Annotated in this window: 13 protein-coding genes; 8 read left to right on the forward strand and 5 right to left on the reverse strand. The window is 54.8% G+C overall.

The window, feature by feature from the left end; all coding sequences use genetic code 11:
- Nucleotides 1-155: 155 nt before the first annotated feature.
- Nucleotides 156-371 carry a hypothetical protein gene (locus tag SH678x_RS11815; protein WP_496918651.1) on the forward strand — a complete coding sequence of 72 codons (216 nt, stop codon included), beginning with the start codon at nt 156-158 and terminating at the stop codon, nt 369-371.
- Between the two features lie 270 nt (nt 372-641).
- Here SH678x_RS11815 and SH678x_RS11820 read toward each other — a convergent pair whose 3' ends face one another.
- On the reverse strand, nt 642-4,817 hold the full coding sequence (locus SH678x_RS11820) for a beta strand repeat-containing protein (protein ID WP_496918652.1): 4,176 nt from the start codon (nt 4,815-4,817) through the stop codon (nt 642-644).
- Nucleotides 4,818-4,864: 47 nt separating this feature from the next.
- Nucleotides 4,865-8,533: a beta strand repeat-containing protein gene (locus SH678x_RS11825; RefSeq protein ID WP_496918653.1), complete on the reverse strand. Its 3,669-nt coding sequence runs from the start codon at nt 8,531-8,533 to the stop codon at nt 4,865-4,867.
- 216 nt (nt 8,534-8,749) lie between these two features.
- Here SH678x_RS11825 and SH678x_RS11830 point away from each other — a divergent pair, with 216 nt between their 5' ends.
- The gene (locus SH678x_RS11830) at nt 8,750-9,376 is read left to right on the forward strand and encodes a sigma-70 family RNA polymerase sigma factor (RefSeq protein ID WP_496918654.1); all 627 of its coding nucleotides are present in this window, start codon (nt 8,750-8,752) and stop codon (nt 9,374-9,376) included.
- 83 nt (nt 9,377-9,459) lie between these two features.
- Here the strand turns inward: SH678x_RS11830 and SH678x_RS11835 are convergent, their stop codons facing one another.
- Together SH678x_RS11835 and SH678x_RS11840 are read right to left on the reverse strand one after the other, a co-directional pair.
- Nucleotides 9,460-12,510 (reverse strand): serine/threonine protein kinase, encoded by a 3,051-nt coding sequence (locus tag SH678x_RS11835; protein WP_496918655.1) that lies wholly within the window; start codon nt 12,508-12,510, stop codon nt 9,460-9,462.
- A 224-nt stretch (nt 12,511-12,734) separates the two neighbouring features.
- Complete coding sequence (locus SH678x_RS11840) at nt 12,735-12,926, reverse strand: sigma factor-like helix-turn-helix DNA-binding protein (RefSeq protein ID WP_496923067.1); 192 nt, start codon at nt 12,924-12,926, stop codon at nt 12,735-12,737.
- Nucleotides 12,927-13,733: 807 nt separating this feature from the next.
- On the opposite strand from SH678x_RS11840, the gene SH678x_RS11845 reads away from it, so the two are divergent.
- The 3 genes from SH678x_RS11845 (at nt 13,734) to SH678x_RS11855 (ending at nt 16,374) form a co-directional block, all read left to right on the forward strand.
- Entirely contained in the window at nt 13,734-14,129 is a 396-nt protein-coding gene (locus SH678x_RS11845; RefSeq protein ID WP_496918656.1) for a glycosyl-4,4'-diaponeurosporenoate acyltransferase CrtO family protein, read from the forward strand.
- A complete protein-coding gene (locus SH678x_RS11850) occupies nt 14,126-14,311 on the forward strand; it encodes a hypothetical protein (protein ID WP_496918657.1) in 186 nt (61 codons plus the stop codon). Before SH678x_RS11845 ends, SH678x_RS11850 begins: the two co-directional genes overlap by 4 nt.
- 608 nt (nt 14,312-14,919) lie before the next feature.
- Nucleotides 14,920-16,374, forward strand: a complete 1,455-nt coding sequence (locus tag SH678x_RS11855) for a family 16 glycosylhydrolase (RefSeq protein ID WP_496918658.1) — start codon at nt 14,920-14,922, stop codon at nt 16,372-16,374.
- A 726-nt stretch (nt 16,375-17,100) separates the two neighbouring features.
- On the opposite strand, the gene SH678x_RS11860 is transcribed toward SH678x_RS11855, so the two are convergent.
- On the reverse strand, nt 17,101-18,357 hold the full coding sequence (locus SH678x_RS11860) for a tyrosine-type recombinase/integrase (RefSeq protein WP_496918659.1): 1,257 nt from the start codon (nt 18,355-18,357) through the stop codon (nt 17,101-17,103).
- Between the two features lie 387 nt (nt 18,358-18,744).
- Between SH678x_RS11860 and SH678x_RS11865 the strand changes: the two genes are divergently transcribed.
- From SH678x_RS11865 to SH678x_RS11875, 3 genes are all read left to right on the forward strand, one after another.
- Nucleotides 18,745-19,359 carry a hypothetical protein gene (locus tag SH678x_RS11865; RefSeq protein WP_496918660.1) on the forward strand — a complete coding sequence of 205 codons (615 nt, stop codon included), beginning with the start codon at nt 18,745-18,747 and terminating at the stop codon, nt 19,357-19,359.
- Nucleotides 19,360-19,464: 105 nt separating this feature from the next.
- Nucleotides 19,465-19,674, forward strand: coding sequence for a hypothetical protein (locus SH678x_RS11870; RefSeq protein ID WP_496918661.1), 210 nt, complete (start codon nt 19,465-19,467; stop codon nt 19,672-19,674).
- Nucleotides 19,675-19,730: 56 nt separating this feature from the next.
- Complete coding sequence (locus SH678x_RS11875; protein ID WP_496918662.1) at nt 19,731-21,860, forward strand: phage/plasmid primase, P4 family; 2,130 nt, start codon at nt 19,731-19,733, stop codon at nt 21,858-21,860.
- Nucleotides 21,861-21,911: the final 51 nt, after the last annotated feature.

Consider the following 21,911-nt stretch of genomic DNA (forward strand, 5'->3'; position numbering starts at 1 on the left):
GCTATATGTCACTCACTGCAGAAATGCGACAGAACAATCGGTTGATCATGAGTGGCGGGCCAAGTCCGACATAAAGCAAGGCTTTCTTGCGGCCGCCAAGTTAACCGTGGCGTTATGTGGTAATCTTCCGTCTGGCCATGGAGAGGATCCAATAAATGACACCATCCACGAAAAAGAAACTCATTGAAGGTAATGCTGCCATCTGGGCCATCGCATCGTTGTTATCTTTCATCCTGCCGATGGTCGCAGAATCAGTCTCCGATGGCCCTGCAGCCTTCCTCAAAATGATGGTGCATACTGGGCCATTGCTGATAGGGCTCTTTTTATCCAGCGTTCTGATCAACAAGGCAATCGGCCAGACAACAGAATGATTCCTGGGCCGTATTTGCAGTTTGACCAACAAAACGATTCATTGATCGCGGCATTCCCTATTGAAAGCGGATTCACAATTCGACCGCTGTTAGTGCCATTGAAGTAATACTAATGCTCAGCAAATATCAAGACGCCGCTCAACAATTCAACATTCGCAAGACGTTCTGAGTGAAATGTCGATTCGTCATGTGCGTGCGAGACGCGGTCCCATGTTCCGAAAAACGGCCGGTTGCTGACTTGTCTCACTCTCCATCCAGTTCTGTCACCAATTACGCGATTCGCCGCTTCGCAAATCTTGCAATGATTGTCATCAGCAAAAGAGCAAAACAGGATGGCTCCGGTACGGCGGTGCTCGTCGCGGACAGCGAACTGAACCCGTAGTTGTTCTGCCAATCGCCAAGATCTCCGAGACTCGGATTGCGTTGCCACGCCAAAAAATCCCGTCCATCGACGTCGCCGTCGAGGTCGAAGTCACCGGGCTCGAACGGAGTGTATTCCAATGCAAGGCTCAACGGAGTGTCTTGAACGACGCTGAAGCGGCCGGTGGGAATCCCATTGGCGGCGGCGAACTGCGCATCGTCTACAATGAAATTGATGTCTTCGATGGGCATTCCCGAGAAGCCAAGAGCGGTGTCAATGAAGGGCCAAACGTACTCTGCATACGGATCGAAGTCTAGTAGGGCACCGGGCGTACTGCTTCCCATGAGGAGCGAAGTCATTTCAATCGTCATACCTGCCCCCGGCTCGGCTTCGAACTCCACACCGCCGTTGATGACGAACAGCCTATCCCAGGAATCCAAAAGAAGTTTGTCGATTTCGAAGCTAAAGGTGCTGTCGCCGGGATCGTTCGACATCACCCACGTCAGCGCATTGCTCGCGGTATTGGTAAAGTGCAGTGGGCCCGGACTGTATCCCGGGGCCAGCGCGCCGCCGGCATTCACTGTGACGACGCCGGCGATTGCTCCAGTGCCGGCCAGCGTGGCGCCGTTGTTAATTGTAACGGGACCGGAGCCAGTTGCACTGCCGTTGAATGGATTATTGTTGGCAGCCAACGTGCCGCTGTATACGATGGTTTCGCCTGTATAGGTATTCGAACTGGTGAGCGTCAGCGTACCTTCATCATACTTAGTTATGTTGCCAGCACCGGAAATCTGGCCAGGATACCAGATATTATCGGCTCGCCGAAAAACCACGTTGCCGTTATTCACCACGTTGCCGGATACGAAGCCTTCGGTGCCGCCGCTTCCGACGTACAATGTGCCCGATGCACCAATGAAAATGTCGCCCGTTCCGGTCGCGCTGCCAGTGGCATTGTAAGCGTAGAGATTGCCGTAGAGTGTGGTGCCGCCACTGTACGTGTTTGCGCCGCTGAGGTGGAAGTCGCCCGTGCCGGTTTTTGTTAAGCTACCTGAGCCGCTGATGACGCCGCCGAAGGTGGTCGATGTGTCGTTGCCGCCACTCGTAAGGTGGCCGCTGCCGAGGGTAACGTTGCCAGAACCTTCGAGCGAACCTATTGTCTCATGGAAGTTATTCAGATCGAGTGTCGCGCCACTGGAGACGGAGACAGACGATAGATCGGGAATTCGTTCATTGTTCCCCAATTGGATTGAACCCTCACTGATCGCAGTGTAGCCCTCGTAACTGTTGGTCCCCTCCAGCCGCAGCGTACCTGCGCCGGATTTGATCAAGTTGCCACCGGCAATGGCTCCAAGCCCGGCGGTGCGTGTTAGTGTCAGAGTCGTTCCCGCATTAGAAACTGCGATCTTGCCAGAGCCATTCAGTGTCTCAATAGAACGATTCGTTGAAGCACTTGAGCCGGTGTACTCCAACGTCCCACTGATTCCGATCGAAAAGTTTCCTCGCCCAAATGAGGAATTCGAACCGATGTTCGCGATTGTATCGCCGCTGAGAGTGCCGCCAGAAACACTGGTATTTCCGGTGTAGCTATTCATGCCAAGAAGTAGCAGCTTGTTGTTTCCCACCTTGTTGACGTCGCCCGATCCAGTGATTGTGCCGAAGAAAACGTTAGCAGTAAGGGAATTGCCGACAATTAAATCGCCGCCGCCTGAAAGCTCGATGATGCCGACCCCACCGACCAGGGCAACGGTCTCATTGAACCCGTTGAGGTCGAATGTTCCTACTGAGGAAAGAAATAAAGTGCCACTATCAGCGACTTGTTCACTTGCACCAAGTTGCAACACGCCGCCCCCTACAGAAGTATCGCCGGTGGAGCTGCTAAGGGCGTTCAGTTGAAGGGTGCCTCCACCCTGTTTAAAGAGGGTTCCTTCACCGCTAATAACTCCGGTCAAAGTGAGAACAGCATTGGGAGCAATATTGATGATACCTCCGCCTTCACCTAATTCGATAGTACGATTGGTGCTGTTGGATGGGCCCGTGTAGTCGAGCGTCCCGCCATCGGAGAGTGCAAAGTTTCCTCGGCCAAAAGCAGAGTTTGAGCCGACATTCGCAATTACATTACCGCTAAGTTTGCCGCCGGAAATGATATTTGTGCCGTTATAGTCATTGTTTGAGTTAGAGAGCGTAAGAGTGCCTCCACCCTGTTTAACGAGGTTTCCTTCACCGCTAATAACTCCGGTCAAATTGAGGACAGCACTGGAATCAGTAATACTAATGCCACCTCCGCCTTCGCCTAATTCGATAGTGCGATTAGTGCTGTTCGATGGGCCCGTGTAGTCGAACCTGCCACCGTTTGAGAATACAAAGTTTCCTCGGCCAAAAGCAGAATTGGAACCGACGTTGGCAATTTGGCTGCCGCTAAGTATGCCGCCAGAAATAGTATTCGTACCCGAATAAGAGTTATTACTATTAAAAAGTACCATTGAGCCGCCACCAGTCTTTGTAAGGCCGCCGCCGGAGCCGCTAATGACGCCGGCGAAACCGGTAGATGTACCGTCGCCGCCGGTTATGAGCGTGCCGCTGCCGAGCACGACGCTCGCGGTTGCACTGGGGCTGGATAATGAACCAATGGTTTCGCTGAAGTTGTTGAGGTTAAGGACGCCGCTGGCATCGAAAATAACTGCAGAATTATTAGGAATACGTTCGTTGCCTCCAAGGCGCAATGTACCAGTCCTAACCTGAGTAGCGCCTTCATAGGTGTTGTCTGCATTAAGCTGGAGAGTACCTTCTGATTCGATATAAAAATCTCCGGGGCCGCTGACGACACCCTGCAGAGTAAGTACGTTGGCGGGGTTGTCCACATCTATGGCACCTCCGCCAGTGCCAAGAATGAATGTGCGATTGGTTGACGTGGCGGGGCCTGCATATTGGAGGCGAGCGTGATTGCTGATCTCAAAGTTCCCCTGACCGAACGACGAATTGGCGCCTATGTTGGCCATGGTCGAGCCACTAAGTGTGCCGCCTGTGATAATCGTGTTTCCCGTGTACGAATTGTTCGTAGCAGAAAGGACGAGCCCTCGATCACCGCTCTTTGTGAACGAGCCCGTGCCGCTCACAAGCCCGCTTAACGTGAGAGTCGCACTGCCGCTAACCCGGGAGACAGAGATGCCCCCGCCATTGTTGAGAGTGAAAGTGCGGTTGGTAGAGACTGTCGAACCCGTGTAATCCAACGTACCTCCGTTAGTGAGCGCGAAGTTACCTTGGCCGAATACCGAGTTTGAGCCGTTATTGGCAAGCGTCGCGCCGCGGAGGGTGCCCCCGGAAACCGTATTGAGCCCAGTGTGCGGGCTACTTATCGTAAGTGTAAGAATACCGGCTCCGGTTTTAGTAAATCCTCCGGAGCCACTGGGATTATTCGTGAGGGTGAGTTCGGTACCAGAATTGGTCACGTCGATGATTCCGCCGCCCGAGTTCATGGCAAACGAGCGATTAGTGGATGCCGACACACCGGTGTATTCGAGCGTCGCGCCATTTGTAAAAGTGAAGCCGGTGGCAGTCGCTCCGAACGCGGAATTGACGCCTCGGTCCGCGATCGTATTGCCGCTGAGGGTTCCGCCGGAAATGGAAGTGTTTGCAGTGTAGGTGTTCGTCCCGGAGAGGATTAACTTACCGGTCCCATTCTTGAGCAATCCTTGCGGCCCACTGACCGTTGTTTCAATTGAAAGTGATCCGTCCGTCACCGAGATTTCGGGTGTTCCGGTAGTGATATCAAGATGGACCGTCCCCGAGCCCGAGATTGATCGCGACGACGCATTGGAATAAAAGAGGTTGGTCAACGTCATGTTGCCATCAAGGGTGAAATCACCCGCGTTGAGCGGCATACTGCCGATGTCCGCCGACTGTCCAAGCCCGTTTGGTGCAACACCTCCCACCCAATTCAAACCAGTTAGGAGGTCGCCGGGATCGATGGCATCCCAGGTTCGCGTTTGGGCACTCGTGGCGACCGGAAATGTTGCCAAGGATGCCATCATTGCCGCGGCGTGGAGGAATTGGAAAATTATCGCACGACAAAGTCGAGAATAAGGCACAGTGAAATCTCCATGTGAGCATGCTCGTATGTTGCGCTGCAAATTGACTACTTTGTTCGCCGTTGATAAACAATGAGTATTGCGCTGACCAGCAAGAAATATGTGCCCGGCTCTGGCACGGCAGTTTGTGTTGTTATCAACGAGCCCGACCCATAGTTGGCCTGCCAATCGGCAAGATCGCCGACTTCTGAATTTCGCTGCCAGGCCAAAAAGTCACGGCCATCGACGTCGCCATCGAGGTCGAAATCGCCAGGCTCGAATGGAGTGAATTCCAGTGCGAGACTCAGAGGTGTGTCTTGAATGACGCTAAAGCGGCCCGTGGGGATGCCATTGGCGGCGGCGAATTGAGAGTCGTCAACAATGAAGTTGATGTCTTCGATGGGCACTCCTGAAAAGCCGAGGGCTGTGTCAATGAACGGCCAAGCATACGCTTCGTAGGGACTGAAGTTCAAGAGAGCGCCGGGCCCAGCGGACACGCTGCCGGCTTCGCCTGCTCCGTCGCCGAGCGCTGAAAATGAACCGCCTCCTTCGTCGACTGCCAACGAATTTACCTGAACCGTGATACCCGACTCTGAATCCCCTTCGAAAACAACGCCCCCTTGGCTGGCAAGGAGCTCGTCCCACCCCGAAGCTGCCCCCGCGACGCCATCGGCGTTGTTAATATCGATTTCGAGTGTGCCGGCGTTGGGGGCATCAGGCAGAACAACGGTCACGGCGTCGTTCGTTGGCTTTTTGAATACCATTTTGCCAGCGCTATTAGGTAGGCCAACATCGATATTGAAGATCTCAAGGCTCCCGATGATGGTTTGACTGCTAGTATCCACCGGCCCTGAGAGATCTTTAGCTTCGATGAGTCCTCCGTCAATGGAGCTGCCCTCTCCAAACGTTAGCTTGTCAGCCTTAATTGTTTGAGTATTGATGACGAGTGTGCCAGGGAGTATCTCAATCTCTTCCCCGCTGGCGCCGTCAAGCACGGTGTCGATCGAGATCCTGAGTTTCGTAAAATTGATCCCCGGCCAATTAACGTAACCGCCATTGGGCTCGAGTTCCCCCACGACTATCCCGGTTCCAAGCAGGGATCCTCCGGCGTCAACGCGTACTTTAACGGGGCGGTCATTCGCTCCGATCCGACCCTGGCCCTCCATCGTCACGACGCCACCAGCTTCGATGATAAAGGCGCCGTCGTCCCCAAGCACAGGGTAATCGGGACCGACGACGACGCCTGGCAAATCTAACGAACTGCGGACGTACGTTGATCCGTAAACGTGTATGGCGGAGACAATTTTAGATACTGTAGCCCAAGCCTCTTCGGAAGGTTCAATAATCAAATCATCGGAGATTTCGAAAAGTTCGGTCACTTCCTCGCTCCGCTGCGTCCTTCGCAAGTAGCCGCCGCGAAGCGCAACGGAACCGTCAATTAGTCCAGCGCCTTCGAGTTTAGCACCTTCGACAATCACGTCCGAAGCAATGGTTCCATAGTTTGTGAGCGCAGCGTATTCGGTTTCAGAAGTCCCGCCAATGTAAAGCGGATCACCAGTCGTCTCGATTGTGCCGCCATGATCGTTTAGGATTTCGCCGTCAAGGAACTGCGTGTCGCCACCGAATTCGAGCGCGGCCCCATCCGCAACGGCAAAGTTGCCAATGTTCGTACCACCGGACAAAAGCGATAGTTTTCCATCGTAAACACTAACCGTCCCGGAGTTGTTAAAAGTTAAGCCACCGTAGAAGCGAGTCGTGCCGGTGCCTTGCTTGGTGAACGTACCGGCGTTGTTAAACGTGTTGGTGCCTCCATTGCCATGAGCGTAATTGGTGCCGCTACCGGCACTGGTAAAATCGCCGTTATTCTGGAACGTGCCATTGGCCATTCGCAGATTGCCGGTCCCGATCCACGTCACTGAACCCTCATTCACTAACTCTCGATTGAGGTCGTGATAGTAGTTCTGGTTAATCGCCAGCGTTGCGCCTGATGAGATCGTCGTCTGGCCAGCACCGCTCATCACGCCGTCGGTCCAGGTTGAGGAGCCGCTGAGTGCGATGTTGCCCGATCCGCCGAGCGTACCACCGGACAGATTCAACGCGTTGGCCGTCGTTGTGTTGTTGAGCGTGGCCAAAGTGACCGATGAACCGGTCACCGCCAGCGTGTCGACCGACACGGGTCCGGCAACTGTCATGCTTCCGCCTTGAAAGGTGAGCGTGCCGGTCGTGCTAATCGAACCATCGTAAGTGCTGCTGCCGCCGGTTACCTTCACATTAAGCCCACCCGTAATGTCGACATCGTCCGTCATCACATGATTGCCGCTGAACTCCAAGGTAGCGCCGGATAGTCCCGTAAAATCATCGGTATGGTTACCGCCACTTTCTAAGCGGAGGGTTCCTTGCTGAACGTCGACCGTCCCGGAGTTGTTAAATGTTAAGCCATCGTAGAAGCGAGTCGTGCCGGTGCCTTGCTTGGTGAACGTACCGGCGTTGTTAAACGTGTTGGTGCCTCCATTGCCATGAGCTTGATTGGTGCCGCTGCCGGCACTGGTAAAATCGCCGTTGTTCTGGAACGTGCCATTGGCCATTCGCAGGTCGCCGGTCCCGATCCACGTCACTGAGCCCTCATTCACCAACTGTCGGTTGAGGTCGTGATAGGTGTTCTGGTTAATCGCCAGCGTTGCGCCCGATGAGATCGTCGTCTGGCCAGCACCGCTCATCACGCCGTCGGTCCAGGTTGAGGAGCCGCTGAGTGCGATGTTGCCCGATCCGCCGAGCGTACCACCGGACAGATTCAACGCGTTGGCCGTCGTTGTGTTGTTGAGCGTGGCCAAAGTCATCGATGAACCGGTCACCGCCAGCGTGTCGACCGACACGGGTCCAGCAACTGTCATGCTTCCGCCCTGAAAAGTGAGCGTGCCGGTCGTGCTAATCGAACCATCGTAGGTGCTGCTGCCGCCGGTCACCTTCACATTAAGCCCACCCGTAATGTCGACATCGTCCGTCATCACATGATTGCCGCTGAACTCCAAGGTAGCGCCGGATAGTCCCGTAAAATCACCGGTATGGTTACCGCCACTTTCTAAGCGGAGGATCCCTTGCTGAACGTCGACCGTCCCGGAGTTGTTAAATGTTAAGCCACCATCGATGTTAGTCGTGCCGGTGCCTTGCTTGGTGAACGTACCGGCGTTGTTGAACGTGTTGGTGCCTCCATTGCCATGAGCTCGATTGGTGCCGCTACCGGCACTGGTAAAATCGCCGTTGTTCTGGAACGTGCCATTGGCCATCCGCAGATTGCCGGTCCCGATCCACGTCACTGAGCCCTCATTCACCAACTGTCGGTTGAGGTCGTGATAGGTGTCCTGGTTAATCGCTAGCGTTGCTCCCGATGAGATCGTCGTCTGGCCAGCACCGCTCATCACGCCGTCGGTCCAGGTGAAGAGAGTATTCACAATGAGATTAAACGAACCGGTAAGCGTGCCGCCGGCAAGTGCCAATCCTTCGATGGTGATATCCTGGTTTAGCGTGACGCCGCCGCTATTGATCACGGCGTCGTATGTAAACCCGCCGTTTCCATTATTTGGAAAGTCGAGCGACGTCCAGTGGGGCGAGGTCCAATCGTTCGTCGTGCCATCCCAAAGTGAAGTTACATCGGCTGCTGACGAGGCTCCGAGAAAAATCACAAAACAGATCATCCACCCGAAGACCGATACGCAAATAGTCTGACGTAGCGTACTCATGTCCAACATGATCCCCCCAATAAACGTTAATGCTCAGGACGCGAATCACTTTCACACTCACTGAGTTAGCCGTCAGCGCTGCTTTTTTGTCACCGAATCGTAGCAGAATTCTCGTCACCACGATAAACGGCGGCAGCTTTTCTCCGCTACAATTAAATTTCAGGAAAACCGGTGACGGATTTCCGTCTAAACCGGCTTATATCTTGGAGGAACTTCATGCCAGGCGAGCCACAATCAGAGAGCAGTGACTTGCTTTCCCGTGCCGCGTCTGGCGACCAGCGGGCGCAAGCCGAATTGCTGAGCAGATATCGCGACCAGCTCCGCCGGGCGATTACCATCCGACTGGATCGCCGGGTGAGTGCCCGCGTGGATCCCTCGGACATCGTGCAAGAGGCGCTTAAAGTCGCCCACGAACGGTTGCCGGCCTATCTGGCCGATCCCCAAATTCCTTTCTATCCCTGGCTCAGGCGGATCGCGTGGGACCGGCTGGCGGATGTCTATCGTACGCATGTGGCTGCTGAAAAGCGTACCGTTCTCAAGGAACACGCTTGGACTCCCAATCTCAATGACGAATCGGTGGCCGAATTAGCGCGGACCATCGTCACGAGTAGCATGAGTCCTCACGAGATCGTTGCGGACGCGGAACTTCGAGCCCAGGCAACTGAGGCCCTCATGCAACTCAGGCCGCAAGACCGTGAGGTATTGGTGCTCCGTTATTTGGAGCAACTGGGCGTGTCAGAGATTGCAAACGTATTGGGTATTAGTCAGACTTCAGTTACGTCGCGTCACTTGCGTGCTCTGCAACGCTTGCGGCGACATCTCGGCACCAGTCTGGAGTCCTGATTTCGATGAATGCCTCGGTTGCATCTCTTAATTCCCTTGATGCGGTTGATCCCAAAGTGGCAGAGATTGTCGAGGCGAGGCGATTACCGCCATGGTTCGCCCTTCTTGTACCGTTCCAAGTGCCTCTGAAATCGTGCAAGTTCGTCGGGCCGGGATGCTGTTTTAATTGCTTTCTCAGACCACGAAATAGCGTTCGGAAAGTCACCGGTTTCGGCGAATCCGGCTGCCAATGTGTCCATAACGTTTCCTACTTCGTAGTGGGTGACGTCTGCAGCTCTCGAGGCTAACTGGATTGCGCGTTTTCCATCACGAACCTCGTCTGAGTCGGATGTCGCCAGTAGCCACGACAAGCGGTTGGCATTATGCCAGTCATTGACCGACAACACTCTGACCGCATCATCGATGTAGTCGCGTGCCGTCGATGGATCTCCATGAGTGGCATGCCATCTGCCCAAAAGGTACAGTGGGCTCGCTAATTCGTGGGAGTCTGATCCAAACTCTCGTCTAATCAGCACGAGCGATTCTTCAAGTTGACCCTTCGCTTCCTCATGTTTGCCTTGCCGACTAAGCACACTGTACCGAATATCCATCGCGAACTGCACAATTTCAATTGACATTCCCGTGATGCGGCTTCCTATGTCTATCACCTGTTCGCTGAGTGTAAGAGCGTCGTCGTTCTTGCCTTGAAGAGAATAAACATAACTAAGCTGCTGCATTGCCTCGATTGTGAGCCGATGTTCAGGACCAAATTCTTTGCGGCGAAGTTTGACGACCTCCTCCTGCAAAGTTGAGGACTCCTCAAACTTGTGTGCACCTCGCAGAGACGTTGCCAGCCGCTCCTTCCATCTGACAGTCTCGTTTTGGTCGGGTCCGTATAGCTCACGACATACTCGCATGCCGGTTTCGCAAAGTGCCTCGGCTTCCTTCCACTTATTGAGTTTTAGATAAGCGAAGTATAATTTACTCATAGTCCAGTTCGTCTGGCTGTCCTTTATTCCTAGGACATTCAGCTCGCTTTCGAGTAATTCCTCATACAGCTTTGTTGCATCGTAATATTGCTGGCGTTCAAGGAATAGAATGCCGAGATTCCTAGTTAGACTCATTGACAAGGGGTCCCGCACGCCCAGCACCCTCCGACTGGTTTCCAACGTTTCCTTCCAGAGCTTATCAGCTCGCGACACATTGCCGTCATAAAAGCAAAGAACAGCCTGGTGTTGTAACGCAGTGAGTGTTTGACGGTTTTCGGGACCAAGCACCGCAAGGCTACTCGCCAGAGCCTCCTCGCATAAACGGTGCGCTTCGCTACGACTGGATTCGTTTTGCCCGCTGTCTGCAGTGAGAACTGATACTAATCGATTCTTTGACTCAATAGTAAGTGGGTGCTGCGATCCGAGATCATGCAAAGTCACTTCTAAGGCAGCCGCGCATAGTGCACGCGCCTCATCGATCTTTTTCTGGCCAAGTAAGACATCCGTTAGCGTCGTTGTCGACTCGAGCGTTTCGCGGCTGGTACGTCCTAATAATTGGCTGCGAGTCTGCAGGCCATTGCGTGCATGAGGTTCCGCCTTCTCGAAATTCCTCAGAGTCAAGTAGGTTTTGGCCATGGCCGTCCGGATTGAAGCTTCTACAAGCGGCTGATCAGAAAATGCGCCTGGTATGCGTGCCTCCGCATTCGCTAGGACTTCGCTCACTGTGACCTCTCTGTCCTGCGCCTTTTCATCGGCAGTGGCCGCCAACAGGTCATTTACCAAGAAGTTGACAACGGCTTCACTTCCAGCCGCCGCGCGCTCGGTACGACGGCGCTCGGCCAAAAGCATGCCGGTCGATGCGAGCGATCCAACTGTCACCAGCAGAAGCACGGCGGCCGTTCCTGCGACTAATCCCCGGTGCCGCCGCGACCACTTGGCAAGGCGATCAATCGCCGTCGGCGGTTTCGCCTTGATCGGCCGATTTTCCAGAAACGCCCGCAAGTCTTCGGCCAACCGTTGGGCCGTCTGGTATCGCTCCTCGGGATTCTTCGCCATCGCCTTGAGCACGATGGTTTCCAACTCGGGTGCAATGTGGCGGTCAATCTTGCGGAGCGCTAAGGGCTCCTCAAAGGCGACCTGCTTCAACAATTCCGACCGATCGGTTTCTCCGAACGCCGGCTGGAGCGTCATCAGTTCATAGAGTGTCGCGCCCAACGAATAAATATCCGCCCGATGGTCAATGAGCACCCGCTTGGCGAGAGCCTGTTCGGGGGCCATATAGCGGAGAGTGCCGATGATGTCGCCGGTCATCGTGAGGCCGGCGTCGGACTCGATCCGTGCCAGTCCAAAGTCAGTGATACAGAGTAGCCCTTCTCCATCCAACATGAGATTGCTGGGTTTGATGTCGCGGTGCAGGACGCCCATCTCGTGAGCGTGCTCCAAAGCCTCGGCGGCCTGAATGCCCAGCCGTGCAGCCGTGCGATAAAACTCCCCGGCGTGACGTGAATTGGCCGCCGGGATTGTGGAAAGTGCGGCGACCGGTTGGGTGTCAATCGCGGAATCGCATGTAGCATTTCTTTGCCCCGATTCCTTCCCTCTTCCGCCCTCTCCTTTCCGCCTTTCCTCTATGAATTCTGCCAGCGTCCGCCCGCAGATGAGCTGCATGGCGTAATAGTGAACTCCGCGATCTTCGCCGACCGAGTACACCGACACGATATGCGGATGATCCAGCGCGGCCGCGGCGCGGACTTCGTTGCGAAATCGCTGCAACATTTTTTCCTGCGCTAGCGCCGCGAAGGGAAGCACCTTCAATGCCACGTGACGGCCCATCGAGATTTGCTCGGCCTCGAAGACGGTCCCCATCCCACCCCTGCCTAGTTCGCGGATGATGCGAAAGTCCCCAAGCTGTTTTATAGCAGGTGGAGCCGTGTGATTGGCACCCGGCGTTTCATCTGCAAGTCCAGGCATATCGCCGAGTCGCAATAGGGCTTCCATCGTCGGCAGCAGCTCGCGAAGCTGATCCGCGTACTCGGGGTGCGCCGCGGCCAAGGCTTCGGCATCCACTCGCCCGCCATCTTGTAGTCGGCCAAGCGCGGCTTCGATGATATGCTCGACCTGAGGGTCAATTCTGTCGGCCGTGCTCAACGAGGAAACAAGAGATTTCATGATTGTTAGTAACAAGTCGCAACAGAAGGGTTTACAGGCAAACCCAAGGGAAGTGGCGATTTACGTTTTTGAAACCGCTGATCGACGTCAGCAATCGCTAATAGACATGCATAATGCCTATCAGCGACGATTAGCGTCCACTGGCGGTTAGCGTCTTCTCTGATGAATCTGTTCGTTCCTGTTGATGAATCTCTACCTTACGCGTCTCGACCTGTGCATCATCCTCACAATTCGTCCCCGAGCAGTCGCCTGAGCCGCTGCAGGGCGCGCAGATGTTGCGAGCTCAGTACAGTGTGACTGATCCCCAAGAGGGCGGCAATCTGCCCGACCCGCAAATGCTCCAAATACCGCAGGACCAGCATTTCACGATCGTGCGGCTTGAGCTGCAAGAGGGCGGCCTTGGTGCGGGCTTGCATCTCGGCGAGATTAAGGACATAGAAACTAATCCACGATGGTACCGCGCTGCGAAGGGGTGGGGGCGGATTCAAGACTCCGCCGTTCCCTACTACACCCGGTGAGGATTTGAAGTTTGATCGAAAGGCTCACATTTGTCTGCGCCGTGAAAGACAACGACGTGTAGTTTGCCAAAAGCAGAGCGATTTGGAACAAACGGGCTAGCTTACCTGGCTCGCCTGAAACGAACCGTCATCACGCTCTCAAGCGGTCTGAGTCGAACCGCGAGGAATTTATTGTAATTACGCCCCCCTCTTCTTCTGCAACGTTCTCGGCAAGGGGTGTTCGGGTTATCAACCGAAGTATAACAGATCGCCAGGAGAGGACCCGACCGGGGGATGGTCATGCAATTCAAGCATCTGGAGCGAAATGACGGTTCGACCTTGGTCTCAAACGTAGGTCTGAACGCGCTGCCCGGCGTAGTCGGAGTGACCGCGCCTCGCCACTGCCGGAAGTGCGGTCGGAGCGAAAGACCATTGCGAATTGGTGCGGTCGGCAAGGTGTAGCGGCTGATGCGTCCGCCGGCAGATGAGCCGCCCCGCCGATGCATTGTTGTGAAAACGCCCCCTGCTGGCGCAGAACTGCTTTATGCGTTGCTTGTTGAGGCTGCTAGTCGCCGGTAAACTGTTGCCGAGACATGGGTTCCGTGAATCGAAGACTGCATGGCGGAGGCGTAATATACGGCCGAGCGCCAAATTATCTCCGTCTTTCGAGCACTATGCGGCGCTACTCCTTAGAAATCTTGTTAGACGGCGGCACACTCCCTAAAAATGTCATGCCAAAAATACTTCGAACCAAGGAAGCTCGAACAATGGCGCGGACGATCCATATACGAGTTCTTGGGTGTGAGATTCTTCAAAAGATATCTCCTGCCTACTGAGCTGTTGCTCTTCCGTCTGCGCGGAACGAGGGCGATTCAGGGAGGTCGAGGGGTCCTAAAGGCAGAACTGAAGCGGCTCGAGTGGGAAACAAGGAGGAACGAAACAATTCATGTGCTGGCCCTGCTTCTTATCGGTTGCATTTTGGTATTTAGATTTCCACGATTGTCCATAGAACAGTTTCTTATGATCTTCGCCATCAACCTGTATGTAAATGTCTATCCCATTTTTTTGCAGCGCTATAATCGCTTTCGAATAGTGAGGTTATTGGGAGAGGCAAGGCGATGAAAGGCCTAGTCACAACGTCGCCTAACCATGGCGCTGCAGCGCACCGCCGCCCCGCCGGGCAGGTGGACGGTTCAGGTAATTTGGCCGCGACTGTTGCAGCCGACCGGGCGTTTCCGGCGGCGGTCGCTGAGCTTGATCGTTATCTGCCCCAGGCGGGCGTGACATTACGCTTGACTTCCTGAGCGAAAAGTCGGTTTGACATGGGGCACGAACAAGGTCTCTTGCTGGCAGAGTGCTTTGCTCGGTTTGACTTCGCCCTTGGCGGCCTCGATTTGATATCGGTCGCTTTTTCCGCTGCGGCTTGCGCCTGACCGCAATCTGCCGCAGTTGATGCAACTTCAGCGAGATAGTACGTCGCCAAAGTGAGCGAAGTCAGGTTCACTGCCGATGGTTAACGCGCGAATTTGTTGACGGGGCGTGTAGACACAATTAGTTTGGTCATAGGATACAAATTCAGACGATACGGCCGAACTTTCAATTGACCGGTTCTAATCTTGCTCGCGAATTGCGCACTGTTATATTTGGTCGCTCCGTCATGTGCGTGCGGTTTGGTTGCGGGGTCAGCCGATATTCAAGCAGCCATACGTATCGCGAGCTTCGACTCATCCGGGCATGCACGCACTATTCAACTTCGAATGATGTATCCCAACTTCACCTTTAATGCGGAAACGACGAATTGGGCAATCGACCTGACAACAATCTTGCGGTGGCAAGAGCTAGAAAGGCCAACAGTGTGAAGGCAAAGCAACCTGTATCTCGGATCGCAGAGAGGCCGCTTCTATGGTTGGCGATGTGGGCGTTGCTAGTCTGGCCGTCATTCGCTCAGTCAGCCGACCTATCAGGCTGGGACAGTGTCTGGAGCGATGAATTCAACGGCTCGTCGATTGACTACAGCCGCTGGGAAGTTGCCAACCGCGAGTTCAGTCCTAACAACGAACTACAGTTCTACCGGCCCGAGCAGGTCTCGGTCAGTGGCGGCCAGCTGCACATTACGGCGATCAACCAGCCGCTGGCCAGCAAGCCCTACCGCTCCGGCTTAGTCCGCACGTGGCAGGAGCACCGCTTTGGGCGGTGGGAGGTCCGCGCCGATCTGCCTTGGGGCCAGGGCATGTGGCCGGCCATCTGGCTTCTGCCCCGCGACCTCGGAGCCGGCTGGCCCACTGGTGGTGAGATCGACATCATGGAGAACGTCGGGAACAACACGTTCTTTGTGAAGGGCTCGTATCACTACAACTGGACTCCGGGCTCTCCCATCACTAGCAACCAAGATTACATCACTGGGGAGGACTTCGCAGCAGGCATGCACGATTATGCCGTGGAGTGGGAGCCGGACCAGATCCGCTTCTACGTGGACAACAATCTGTACCACACGGTTGACAATCCGATCCAGCCGGACGAAAAGCCTATGAGCCTGATCATCAATCTCGCCGTTGGTGGGAACTGGCCGGGGTCGCCGGACGGCTCGACGGTCTTTCCTCAAACGTTCGACATCGAGCACGCCCGGTACTGGACCCGCGACGAGACCGAGCTGATCAACCCCGACTTCGACCGATCAGGATGGGGGCTCAATGGCTGGACCGTGTTTGGCGATGAGATCGGCAACGTTTCGGCCCAGACCGAGGCCCCGCTCGACGGGACTCACTCCCTAAAGCTTTATGGACAGTTCAATGGGACGACGAACTTCTCCGGTGTCGCCCAGGGAATCAGCGTTCTCCCGGGACAGAACATCGTTGCCGAAGCCAGTGCCTTCGTACGGAGCCAGGACTCGATCTTCGGCACCGATAATCAGGTTCTCATGAAGCTTGAGTACTACCGCAGCTTTGGCGCGGCCTTTGGCGGTCCGGAATTTCTCGGCGAAGTCCCGCTGGTGATCGCTGACGGGACCACTGCGGAGGACGCTTGGGCCTTGCATCAGATCACCGATGTTGTCCCGGATGACGCGGTAGAGGCCCGGATCAGCTTCGTGTTCAGTCAACCAGGGTTCGGCGGCGGTGCGGTGCATATCGACGCTGTCTCGCTCCTGGCGACCGACCCCATTGCCGGTGATTTTGATCGTAACGGCATCGTCGACGGTAAGGACTTCCTACTATGGCAGCGTGATCCTAGTGTCGGTTCTCTATCTGACTGGCAGGCCAACTACGGTGCTTTCCTCAGCGCTGCCACGACGAACGTGCCCGAACCTGGTGGGGCTGCGTTGGCCCTCTTCGCGGTCGCCTTAATGGTCATTCGACATTACCGCTATTGAGTTCGGCACGCCGCGAAATTGGGCTTGCTGACAAGCTCCTCTGCAGCAGCGTTATCATTGCAATAAGATTGCGTTTTTGGATGGGGAGGCCCGCCTTTTCGCAAAAAATCGTGACCAATGCGGGCGTGACATATGTGAAATGTGCATGTTTTGCTTTGCCGCATGCTTGGACCTTCTGTGGAGAATCTAGATTACCTGTCAACAGAATTGTATTGGTTGGTACCCAACTAATTTGTAGCTCTTTGAAAAGCCGCATAAGGTCAAGCTTCTAGGATCGACGCGATAGTCCAATCTGATATCGCAGATTGACTATTTTGACATTCAATACCCACTCTCTGTCTGAGTCAGGGTATCTAACCTCCCTGAGCTCGATCTCGAGCAAGCGGTGGGTAAAAATCTTGCGGCCATGGGGCCCCCCAATCCAGATAGAGAATCATTGGGATCAGTCCAGCAAAAAATGATCTCGCGTCTGCGGCTTCAGAAACCTTGTCTCGCGCGTCTAAGGTTAGTCTGGATGGAAACCAGAGTCTGACACACGACGTCCTACCTAAGCGTTCTCATGCGTTCCAGGGACCATTCTTCACGTGGTGAAGAACTCCCTCAAGCGAATATCGACCGTGGTCTCTTGCAATCAGACGCAAACTCTTGCATTTCATAGCGAGTATCGCATCTCAAAACGCAACCGGTCAGCGATGATCTGCTCGCTGACCGGTTACGTGTCTTTTCTCAGCCAATCAGCCGTGCGACTTCGAGCCCCTTGGCCAGATCACGTTCCGCATAGACCTGGGTGACGTCGGCCGCACTATGACCCAAGATGATCTGCGCGGCTTCCAGTCCAAACTGCTTGCGGACCTCGGTCGCCGCGGCGTGACGCAGCTGGTTAGGAGACCAGCGATGGTCGGATTGCCACTGCTTGAGGGTGGCGACTTCGGCTGGGCTCAGCGAATCTCGGATGATCGATCCTAGCTCCGGGTGCGGAAAGGCTTTGTCGCAAGCGTAGTGGATGGCTCTACGATAACTATCGGTCGCGTAACGATTACCCGGGGATCGTTGAGGCTTTCGCTTGCGATTTGTGCCGGGACGGTTTCCGCAGCTTAAGGGTGTCACCCGCTTGGCAGAATCGATAGCACGCTTTTTGGCGACACTGTCGCAGGGCTTAAAGCAGTATTCCTCCTCACCGCGAGCCAAGTATCGCCAGAGAATCCCTTGAGCTTGTGGCCCCAGCAACACTTTTCGAGGTCGTCCATGATGCTCCGTCTTATGAGTCGAGGGTTGATAAAGCCAAACGTCTCCGCTGCGGTCAACGTCACACGGTCGCAGCAAACAGACCTCGGCAGGACGCATCCCGGTAAGCCGCTGCAAGCGGACCATATCGGCCACAATAGGGCCCATGTAAGGCAAAGTCAAGTCAACGGTCTGGTCATCTACTGGCAGGATGGGGTCTGTTTCCCGGGCTCCAGAGCGACCCACTCTGAGGCCGGCCACAGAGAATAGGGCTTGTGAGACCGCAGCTGGCAACAGTTCCTCAGCCACGGCCCATTTGAACATCCGCTTGATGCGGCTGGTTTGAGCGTTCACATAGCTGCGCGAATGATTCGCGTCGATCATCCGCTGCCGGAGAGTCTTGAGAGCCAAGGGACCAAACTCAGCTGCAGGTTTTTTACCGTACCACTCGCGCAGAAAACGGAGGGCCAAACGGATGTTTGGGGCTTCTCGCGTGCAATTGCCGTTGCGCTGGTAGTACTCTATGGCGAACTTGTAGTAACGGGCACAGATCTCAACGACGGTGATGCCATCGCTTGCTGCCACCAGCGGATTGCGGCTGTTCTGCAGCCACTCTCCGACCAGACGATCGTAAGCGATCTTGCTCGTCTTCGTGTTGTGTGGCCCCAGATAGATATCCCGACCGTTCAGCGTGACGACGGCCTGCCCGCTCGCGCGGTGCTTGCGATACTTGGGCAGATGATTGTTCGACCAAGGCATGATGCGGATCTCCTCGAAAATCCAAAAACGGTATGTACCGTTTTTGAAGCTTGGGAAACGCCGCGCTGTCGAACGTCGACAGGTAACAGAAACTCTTATTTCGGCAGAGGTTAGAAGAAGTACAGCCCACAGGAGTCGAACCTGTAACCTTCGGATTCGTAGTCTAGCCTATTCATCCGTACACGTTTCGGATACAATGCGAACACCGTGTTTTGTAGGTTCAACCAAAATTGCAATTCTGTCTTGCGTGACGATTCGGGCGCGATTTAGGTAACATTCTTGGTAACACAAACCAACTAGCGGCTTGATCACCGCGTCGGCTCCCATTCGCTGCTTAACCTTCCAGTGGCGGCGGATGGGGACCGGGTTGGAACTGGAAGGATTCTCATGCCGGTTCATATCAACGAAACAGCCGACGGTATGGCGGCTATCAAGGCTTTCAAAGACAAAGTAGCCGCATTGTCAGGACTCGGGAAATATCCGACCAATAACGCGGAATGGGTGACGGTTTTGACTCGTGCCGGATTCTCCGAAGAAAGAATCGAGCAATTCCTAGCAATGAGTGGTGCAGACGGTTTCGACTCGGTAGGGGAACTGCCATCCTGTTACATGTCGAGCGGGTCCGATGATTCCCCGCTTTTCTCGGTTCGATTGCTCGAAGGATTGCAACTCTGGTTCGACCGGCACAAGAAACCACCTGGAAAAAATAACACTCTATTCTCGCAAATTAAGGTAGAGCGAGGACCCAAGCAAGATTTCGTGCATCTAAGCAACACTCGATACGCCGTCACACCCGATTGGGCTGATGCGTTTGAGGCACTTATCTCCGCGAACGGACAGCCGGTTGGTATCACCAAAACAGCCGAAGGGGCTGGCTACGTCCGCAAGCCAAAAGACCAGATCAAGAACCTCAAATTACATCCAGACCTAGCGGCTACGTTTGCGAGAGGCAACGGAAATAGCGGCTATTTTCTGAAGCCTGAATTCTGCGCCCAACGTTAGGCGCATTTCGACCGATGGTTGGGCGCCACCGTCGGAAACTATAACTCCTATAGCTGAATCGCACTGGTTGGCGATTCGATTCTAACCGCTATGGAGTTTTCTAAGATGGCTGACACGCAACGCGAACCCGGCGTGATTCGCGCGGATTGTGCCTATTCCCTGGAACAAGTGAAATCCCGTTTGGGACTCGGCACGGCTGCTATTCGCACAGCACGGCGGAAGGGACTCACTGTGAGGCGCGTCGGGCGGAAAAGTTTCATTATGGGCGCGGATATTCTCGCCTATCTCAAAGAGCACGCCACGATTGTCGTGTGACCAACAAAAAACCCGCCACGGGATAAATCGCCGTAACGGGCGCACGGAGGCTAACCATGCACGATCATTCTAACATTCTGGAAGCGGACCCGCCAACAGATAGCAAGGCGGCTCGATTTTTAAGCGAAGCTCACCGGCGGGAACTGGTCGAGGGTTCGGGACTCACCGAAGCCACGATTGACGCGGCGGGATTTTATACCGAACAAAGTACGACCGCATTGTCGGCTCTGCTGAATCGGAAGTATCAAGCCAAGTACGGCGCGGCTCTGGTTATTCCCTACCACGATGAAAGCGGCACCGTGATACTACGGCGGGTGAAGCCGAACAATCCGCCGAAGGATGCGAAGGGGAGATCGAAAAAATATCTTCACCCCAGCGAAACCGGCGCTCGAGTTTACTTTCCGCGTGACGCATGGCGAGCGATTAACGACCCGACGGCACGGCTCTTGATTACCGAAGGGGAAAAGAAATCTCTTGCCGCAACGCAATCCGGGTTTGCTTGTCTTTCACTCCCCGGGGTGAACACGGGACAACGCAAACAAAGCACCGGATTGTGTCCTGACCTAACTCGAATCGAGTGGAAGAATCGGGAAGTGTTTATCGCGTTCGATTCTGACGCAACAACCAACGACAACGTGGAGCTGGCGTCTCGCAAGTTGGCGGCGGCTCTGGTGGATCGCGGCGCGAAGGTTCGCATTGTTCGCATACCGACCGCAGAGAATGGCGACAAGCAAGGCATCGACGATTTTCTTGTTACTCATGGTGCTGGCGAATTCTCCAAGTTGCTCGACAAAGCTCACGACCCGGAACCACCCGACGCGGGAGAGTTGAAAGACAACGCCAAGAACGCGGATCCCGCGACCGAAGCCGACGCGATGCTGGGCGGTTGTCAGTCTCACGGATTGTCGCGGCTTCGCTATTGGCGTGGTGGTTGGTGGTGGTGGTCCGCTGGTTGTTATCGAGAGAAGCCAGCCGACGAAGTGCGCGGCGAGACCGTCAATAATCTCAATCCTCGGTGGTTCAATATCAAGACGAACCATATCTCGGATGTTCTCGAACACTTGCGAGCGAAGTCGATGTTATCGGCAACAACCGAACCGGGAACGTGGTTGGGGAAAGCTCCGTTCGGTTGGAACGCGGCGGATTGTATCGCCACGAAAACGGAAGTGATTCACCTACCGAGTTTGGTAGAACGCCGGGAAGTGTTTTCTTGGATTGCCAGTCCGGCATTCTTCACAACCACAGCGTGTGAGTTCTCGATTGACGTGAACGCACCATTGCCGGAAAAGTGGCTCAAGTTTCTCGATTCACTCTGGCAGGATGACCCGCAAAGTGTCGAAGTGCTGCAAGAGATTTTCGGCTATCTTCTCACCGCCGATACAAGCCAACAAAAAATGTTCATGCTGGTTGGTCCCAAGCGTTCCGGCAAGGGAACGATTGCCAGAATTCTCACGGCTCTGGTTGGCAAGGGGAATGTCGTGGCACCAACTCTATCGGGACTCACGGGTGCGTTTGGATTGCAACCGTTGCTTGGCAAGTCTCTGGGGATTATTGCGGACGCGAGACTATCACGCCGACCGGATGAAGCCGTTATCGTCGAGCGGCTTTTAAGTGTCAGCGGCGAAGATACTCAAACCGTCGAGCGAAAGCACCAAACCGCTGTCACCTGCAAGTTGCCGACGCGTTTCCTGATTTTATCCAACGAATTGCCACGGTTGAACGATGCGAGTGGTGCGGTGGTGTCTCGCATCATCATGCTCAACACGATGCGAAGTTTCTATGGAGCGGAGGACCACGGCTTACTTGAAAAGTTGCTCCCCGAATTACCGGGAATTTTCTTGTGGGCGGTTGGTGGTTGGGCACGACTGCGGGAACGTGGTCGTTTCATCCAGCCAGATTCAAGCCTAGAAGCTCTTGGCGAGCTGAATGACTTAGCATCCCCGGTGGGTGCGTTCGTGCGCGACTGCTGCAACGTGGGACCGGCGGAAGTGGTTCCCGTGGCTGACTTGTTTTCGGCTTGGAAGAAGTGGTGCGAATCCCAAGGCAGAGAAAAGTTTACCGGGACTTTGCAGACATTCGGGCGGGATTTACTAGCCGTCGAATCTCGCATCCGCCGGGCACAACCCCGTGAGAATGGTGGTCGAATTCGGGTTTACCAAGGCATCGGATTAAAGGATGGATTTTGAAAGTGGAACGCAGTGGCACGCGGTCCCTTCTATTGCACGCGTAGGCGGGAA

This window comes from Bythopirellula superficialaquae, from assembly GCF_059632245.1.

Excerpts from the sequence above, each read along its gene's own strand:
- SH678x_RS11875 (WP_496918662.1), top strand. The coding sequence starts at position 19,731 with ATGCACGATCATTCTAACATTCTGGAAGCGGACCCGCCAACAGATAGC.
- SH678x_RS11815 (WP_496918651.1), top strand. The coding sequence starts at position 156 with ATGACACCATCCACGAAAAAGAAACTCATTGAAGGTAATGCTGCCATC.
- SH678x_RS11840 (WP_496923067.1), bottom strand. The coding sequence starts at position 12,926 with ATGCAAGCCCGCACCAAGGCCGCCCTCTTGCAGCTCAAGCCGCACGAT.
- SH678x_RS11860 (WP_496918659.1), bottom strand. The coding sequence starts at position 18,357 with ATGCCTTGGTCGAACAATCATCTGCCCAAGTATCGCAAGCACCGCGCG.
- SH678x_RS11825 (WP_496918653.1), bottom strand. The coding sequence starts at position 8,533 with ATGAGTACGCTACGTCAGACTATTTGCGTATCGGTCTTCGGGTGGATG.
- SH678x_RS11850 (WP_496918657.1), top strand. The coding sequence starts at position 14,126 with ATGAAAGGCCTAGTCACAACGTCGCCTAACCATGGCGCTGCAGCGCAC.
- SH678x_RS11870 (WP_496918661.1), top strand. The coding sequence starts at position 19,465 with ATGGCTGACACGCAACGCGAACCCGGCGTGATTCGCGCGGATTGTGCC.
- SH678x_RS11830 (WP_496918654.1), top strand. The coding sequence starts at position 8,750 with ATGCCAGGCGAGCCACAATCAGAGAGCAGTGACTTGCTTTCCCGTGCC.
- SH678x_RS11865 (WP_496918660.1), top strand. The coding sequence starts at position 18,745 with ATGCCGGTTCATATCAACGAAACAGCCGACGGTATGGCGGCTATCAAG.
- SH678x_RS11845 (WP_496918656.1), top strand. The coding sequence starts at position 13,734 with ATGTCATGCCAAAAATACTTCGAACCAAGGAAGCTCGAACAATGGCGC.
- SH678x_RS11855 (WP_496918658.1), top strand. The coding sequence starts at position 14,920 with ATGTGGGCGTTGCTAGTCTGGCCGTCATTCGCTCAGTCAGCCGACCTA.
- SH678x_RS11835 (WP_496918655.1), bottom strand. The coding sequence starts at position 12,510 with ATGAAATCTCTTGTTTCCTCGTTGAGCACGGCCGACAGAATTGACCCT.